4 protein-coding genes are annotated in these 5143 nt (G+C 64.4%); 2 read left to right on the forward strand and 2 right to left on the reverse strand.

Features of this window, described 5'->3' with window-relative positions; all coding sequences use genetic code 11:
• Positions 1–52 precede the first annotated feature (52 nt).
• Both HUV01_RS11680 and HUV01_RS11685 read right to left on the reverse strand, forming a co-directional pair.
• On the reverse strand, positions 53–1672 hold the full coding sequence (locus tag HUV01_RS11680; RefSeq protein ID WP_174298418.1) for a PEPxxWA-CTERM sorting domain-containing protein: 1620 nt from the start codon (positions 1670–1672) through the stop codon (positions 53–55).
• A 274-nt stretch (positions 1673–1946) separates the two neighbouring features.
• Positions 1947–2651, reverse strand: a complete 705-nt coding sequence (locus HUV01_RS11685; RefSeq protein WP_254606592.1) for a PEPxxWA-CTERM sorting domain-containing protein — start codon at positions 2649–2651, stop codon at positions 1947–1949.
• Between the two features lie 196 nt (positions 2652–2847).
• Between HUV01_RS11685 and HUV01_RS11690 the strand changes: the two genes are divergently transcribed.
• Together HUV01_RS11690 and HUV01_RS11695 are read left to right on the forward strand one after the other, a co-directional pair.
• A complete protein-coding gene (locus HUV01_RS11690) occupies positions 2848–3930 on the forward strand; it encodes a helix-turn-helix transcriptional regulator (RefSeq protein ID WP_174298419.1) in 1083 nt (360 codons plus the stop codon).
• 329 nt (positions 3931–4259) lie between these two features.
• Positions 4260–4949, forward strand: a complete 690-nt coding sequence (locus HUV01_RS11695) for a DUF642 domain-containing protein (RefSeq protein ID WP_174298420.1) — start codon at positions 4260–4262, stop codon at positions 4947–4949.
• The last annotated feature ends 194 nt before the right edge of the window (positions 4950–5143 follow it).

A 5143-nucleotide genomic window follows, 5' to 3' on the forward strand; every position in this document is an offset into this window, starting at 1 on the left:
ACCCCAGAAGCGGCCGTAAAGCTCTTTCTTTGGCGTCATCAATATCGGACGCTCATTCACGCTGACCCAACGGGCGACGCATCGCCGTGCCGACCAGGCCGAAGCCCATGATCATCAACAGCCAGCTCGCGGGCTCCGGGATCGTAGTCAGAGTAAATGTTCCGGCGAACGGTGGGAACATGCTCTCGACCACCGTCGCCTCGAGGTTCTGGCCGGTGACGCCGGAAACGCTGAAGGACGCATGATCAGTGGCCAAGATGGGCGTGCTACCGCCGAATGAGCTCGGCACAGCGAAGCTGTCGGTGGCGAGGCTGATCGCCTCGACCTCGCCGTGCGCCAGGGTGACCGAGAAACTTAGGAGATCTGATGCGCTGATGGCGAACGGACCGCCGAACAGCCCGTTCTGAAAGGCGACGCCCGACGCCGCGAAGCTCGTCAGGCCATTGCCGATGGTAAAGGTGCCGGTTGCGCCGCTGATGGTAAACGTGCCCGATCCCATGATGTACGGATCGACCTCATCGGGAAACGGCGAGGCGAAAGCGCTCAACGTGAAGTCGTATCCGGCCGCGCCCGCCGGGACCGCGGCGGACACCGCCTCAAAGGCGGCTGCAGCCACAACGGCCGTCATTAGCCGGTTCGTGCTCAGCCGCCGCCTAAATCGACCGGTGGCGACAATCGCGCCACTCGTCGTCGAGGCCGCACCTTGCCGACGGCGCAAGGCATAGCCGACGCAGCCCAAGCCCATGATCATAAGGCTCCACGCCGCCGGCTCCGGCACTCCGGTCGGGTCGTAGAGGTAGTTGATGCCGGCGGCGCTGGTCAGCACGACCTCGCCGCGATCGTTTAGGCCGAAGGCGTCGTAGGCGCCGCCGCCCGGCGCGGCTAACTCGGTGAACGCGTGGCTCAACGTATCGTAGAGGAAGGCGTGCGGGTCGCCGAGCGCGTCGAGCCACTCGCCCGAGGCGAGCCCATGGTTGTTGACCGCCTCGAGGTAGGTCGTCGCGGCGTTGGCTGCGCTAGGGTCGGTGACGAACTGCTGGTACGCGCCGCTCGAGTAGACGAAGCCCCGGGTCACGCCGTCGTTGTTATCGAGCGTCCAGCCGACGACGAGCCCGGCGTCGTTGATCCCGCGTGCCACCGTCTTGACCCGGAAGTCGGGCGAGAGGGACAGCTCGGTATAGCTTGCGCCGTCGAGAATGTAGCCGTGGCGGAAGTTCATCGTGCCGCTCTGGGTGAAATTCTCGCCGACGATGACGCCAGCGGCATTGATCCCTTGAGCGATGCCGTGGAGCGCGTCGCCGGTCACCGGATTGTGTAACAAGGTAATGGTGCCGTCGGCCTCGCGGCGGAACTCGTCGGCGGTGCGGATGTCGTTGGTCGCGTCGACGTACGAATAACCGGTGATCTGGTTGCTGGCGTTGATCGCCCGCCCGATGGTCGCCCGGTCGCCATCGCTGAACAGCGTGTAAGTACCGCCAGGACTGCGGAGGAAGCCCGAACCGCTGCCGTCGGCGTTGACCACGTTTCCGGTCATATAGCCGGCGTCGTTGATCCCCAGGACACCGGTCTCGGTGCCGGGCTCGGCATAGGCTGGGATCAGGGTGTACGTCCCGGCCGACGCCGGCTGCCCGGCCGAGGCGCTTACCACGATCGCGCCAGCGGCAATCACCACCGATCGTAATTCACTCCGGCTGTTGGTTCGTCCTGTTGTCATGGTAGGCCCCCCAGATGGTGCATGTATCACGCCGCGTAATGGCAAAGCCATCGATGTCTTCGGCCGATGCGGTGCCCCGTGAACGCTTCGATGGGCCATCAAGTAGGCGTGAGCTAACGGACCCCACAATCGGTCATTCACGGCGTCGTTCGGCCTCTCCGCCTTCAGCCGATTGTTCATCTGGTTCTTGGCTACAACATTAGCGATCTGGCCTAGTCGTTTCTGGTACTAGCTAGGCGGCAACAGCACATGCTCGGCGCCTCATCGACCTTCCAACAAGGCCGAAGCCCCCCAGCAGGAGCGCCCATGTTGCAGGCTCGGGGACCGACCCAGGAGGCGCATTGCCAATGCCGCCAATTGTCTGCACTCGGTACGACGCTGCGGGATCGCTGATCCCGGTCACCGCAATGAACGGATCGACCGACGCTGCGCCGGTACCTATCGTCCCGCCCGACGCGGTCGCGACCTGCTGCAGGTGCTGCAGGTCGCCGACCGTCCCGCTGTAGTGGAAGGTTCCGTCATAGCTGTGGTTGTCGACGCATGCCGTCGCCAGCGGATTGGTCGAATCGCAGACGGTGATGCTGCCGTTGGTGTCGGAGTTCTCATAGAATAGCTGGGCGAAGCTGGAGCCGTCGCCGGTCAGCGAGGTCCGCAGCCGGGCCGTCACCGCGATGTCGACGATGTCGCCAGCCATGCCGCCGAGAATGTTGAAGTCATAGCCGACAAAGGCTTGTGATTCGGTGTTGGGGCCGCTCGCCGCCGCGTGCAGCATGACGTCCGGCGAGACCGACAGTGATGCAGAGGCCTGCGACGGCCCCGTTGTTAGGAAACAGTGGTTCTCCGTCGACATCTGATTAGGGAAGATGTTGCATTGGGCTTCGCGTCCGTCGCGGCCGATTGCCGTCGCCGGCGCGGCTGCCACGCCGAGCCCGATCATGAACGCAATCGCGACCAGATCCCGGACCATCATCATTGCATCCCCCTGCTGCCATCGACCGATCGGCAGCGATCTTCAGCCTTGCCTAACGCCGGCGCATGATCAGAATGGATCAGAGCCGGCGATTTTTTCGCCGGCAAGTCGACCGTGCGTGCCGACGCCGGCGTGCGATCGTCCTTGATTTCGCGAGGGCCGAGTGGACCAGACCCTCATCGATCGCATCTACGAATGCGCCTTCGTTCCGGACTCGTGGCCGGGCGTCCTCGACGACATTGCCACTATGGCTGCAGCGCGCGGCGGCGCGCTGCTGACCGCCAGCTCGGAGATCCTCGGCTGGACTGCATCACCCGGCATGGCGGCGGTGTGGGAGGCGCTGCAGCGGCACGGCCTGCTGGTGTGCGGCGATCGCTTCCGCCGGCTGGTCGAGCTGCAGCACGGCGGCTTCCTAACCGATCAGGCCGGCTACCGCGACGAGGCCGAGATGGGCGAAGACCCGCTGTACCGCGACGTGCTGTGGCCGCTCGGTCTCGGCTGGGCGGTCGCCACCGCTATCCCGCTGCCGACTGGTGAGACGATGGTCATCACCTTCGAACGCGACCGTGCCCTGGGCCCAGTCGGCGCCGAGGTCGTCGATCGGCTCGACGTGCTGCGTCCTCATCTTGCACGAAGTGCACTGATCGCGACGCGGCTGCGGCTCGAGCGCGCGAGGGCGATCGGCGACACCCTTGCCGCCCTCGGCATCCCTGCCCTGATCTTCGATGCGACCGGACAGGTCCTGGCGGTAAACGCGCTGATCGAAGACCAGGCCGGTCCGATCCGCTGGGAAGCACGCGATCGCTTCGCTCTGGTCGATCCGGCCGCCGACGTCATCCTCCGACGTGCCATCGTCGCGCTCCGTGCCCGGGATGCCGACACGACGGTGTGCTCCTTCGCAGTCAAGTCGCGGAACGGCGAGGCCGCGGCGGTGGCTCACGTCGTCCCCGTGCGTGCTCTCGCCCGCGACATCCTCGTCAGCGGCGTCGGCGTGCTCGTCCTCACGCCGGTCGCACCTGCATCCGCGCCGCCGGTCGAACTGGTGCAATCCCTGTTTGACCTAACCCCGGCCGAGGCGCGCGTGGCGCGACAGCTGAGCGCAGGGAAATCAATTGCCCGCATCGCCGCCGATGCCAGGCTGTCAACGACGACCGTCCGCAACCAGCTTCGCGCGGTATTGAGCAAAACCGGCTGCCGCCGTCAGGCCGAGGTCGTCGCTCTGCTCGGTGGTCTCTACGCGAGGTAACAGAGAGCGGATGTAACGTCCGAGCGCCGCGCTCAACGGTCTCATGCTAGCTTGGTTTATGGAATGCCGATCGCGAGGCGGTACCCCACAGTCGGTCATTCGGCGGCGCCGAGAAGTAGCCCACATATTGCCGCTCATTCACCTAACCGGCAGCAAGCGTTCCGTCGGCACCGGGTCTGCTCCCATCTCGGACGATGGAGGCTCGTCCGGCTCAGCGCCTCTGCACGCCTTTTTGTCGAGGTGGTGTCCGGATTTGGAGGTGGACAGCGTGCTTCCTGATTGAGCGCGAGCTTGGATCGACTTGGCTACATTCGATAAGGACGAACACAATGCGGCTTCACATTCTTTTTGCCACCGTCGCGGCTGTTGTCGCGGCGAGTTCCGCTTCTGCGAACCTCCTTGGCGACCCCGGGTTCGAGGCGACGCCACTATCGGGACAGCAGCTCGCAACCTATTACGCTGGCCAGACCTTCGGCGGTGCGTGGACCGTCGCCGGCGGCGAGGTAACCGTCGTGCCGACGACCTATACCGAAGGCTCAGGGCCGCCGATCGTCTTCAACGCACATAGCGGCAATAATTGGCTCGACCTGACCGGGCTCGGCAATGCCGGTCCGGCCGATGGCATCCACCAGGACGTCGCAACAGTCGCCGGGCGACGCTATGACCTGAGCTTTTATGTCGGCAATGCCGATACGGACGGCAACGAGGCGGCATTCTACGCCGATCCGTCGACCGTGAACCTTTCGATCAACGGCGGTGCTTACACACCGTTCACCAACGCCGATATCACCGAGAACAGCGAAAACTGGAGGTTTTTCACCACCAGCTTCATTGCGAGCGGGCCTTCGACGCGGATCGCGTTTTTCAATGGTACACCATCGACCGACAACGCCGGCGGCATCGATGACATATCTCTGACTGGTGGTGTTCCTGAGCCGGCAAGCTGGCTGCTGCTGGTCGCCGGGTTCGGTGCAGTCGGTTTGATCGGCAGGCGACAACATCGGACGGTCGCCGCCTAACCCGTCACCGCTAAGGCGACCGACAGGGCATGATCGCGACCCGTCCGGCAACATGAGGCGAGCCCCGTAGGGGCTCGACGCTCATCAGTACAGAGCCGGGAATCACTCGTATTGTGCACCCCAAAAGTGGTCGTTGACGAACCGGTATGCCCTTCCTGAGAGCGGACGTACGTTCACCTGTTGACCGCTTAGCA

The organism is Sphingomonas bacterium (assembly GCF_903643035.1).
In the GTDB taxonomy this organism is placed as follows: Bacteria; Pseudomonadota; Alphaproteobacteria; order Sphingomonadales; family Sphingomonadaceae; genus Sphingomonas.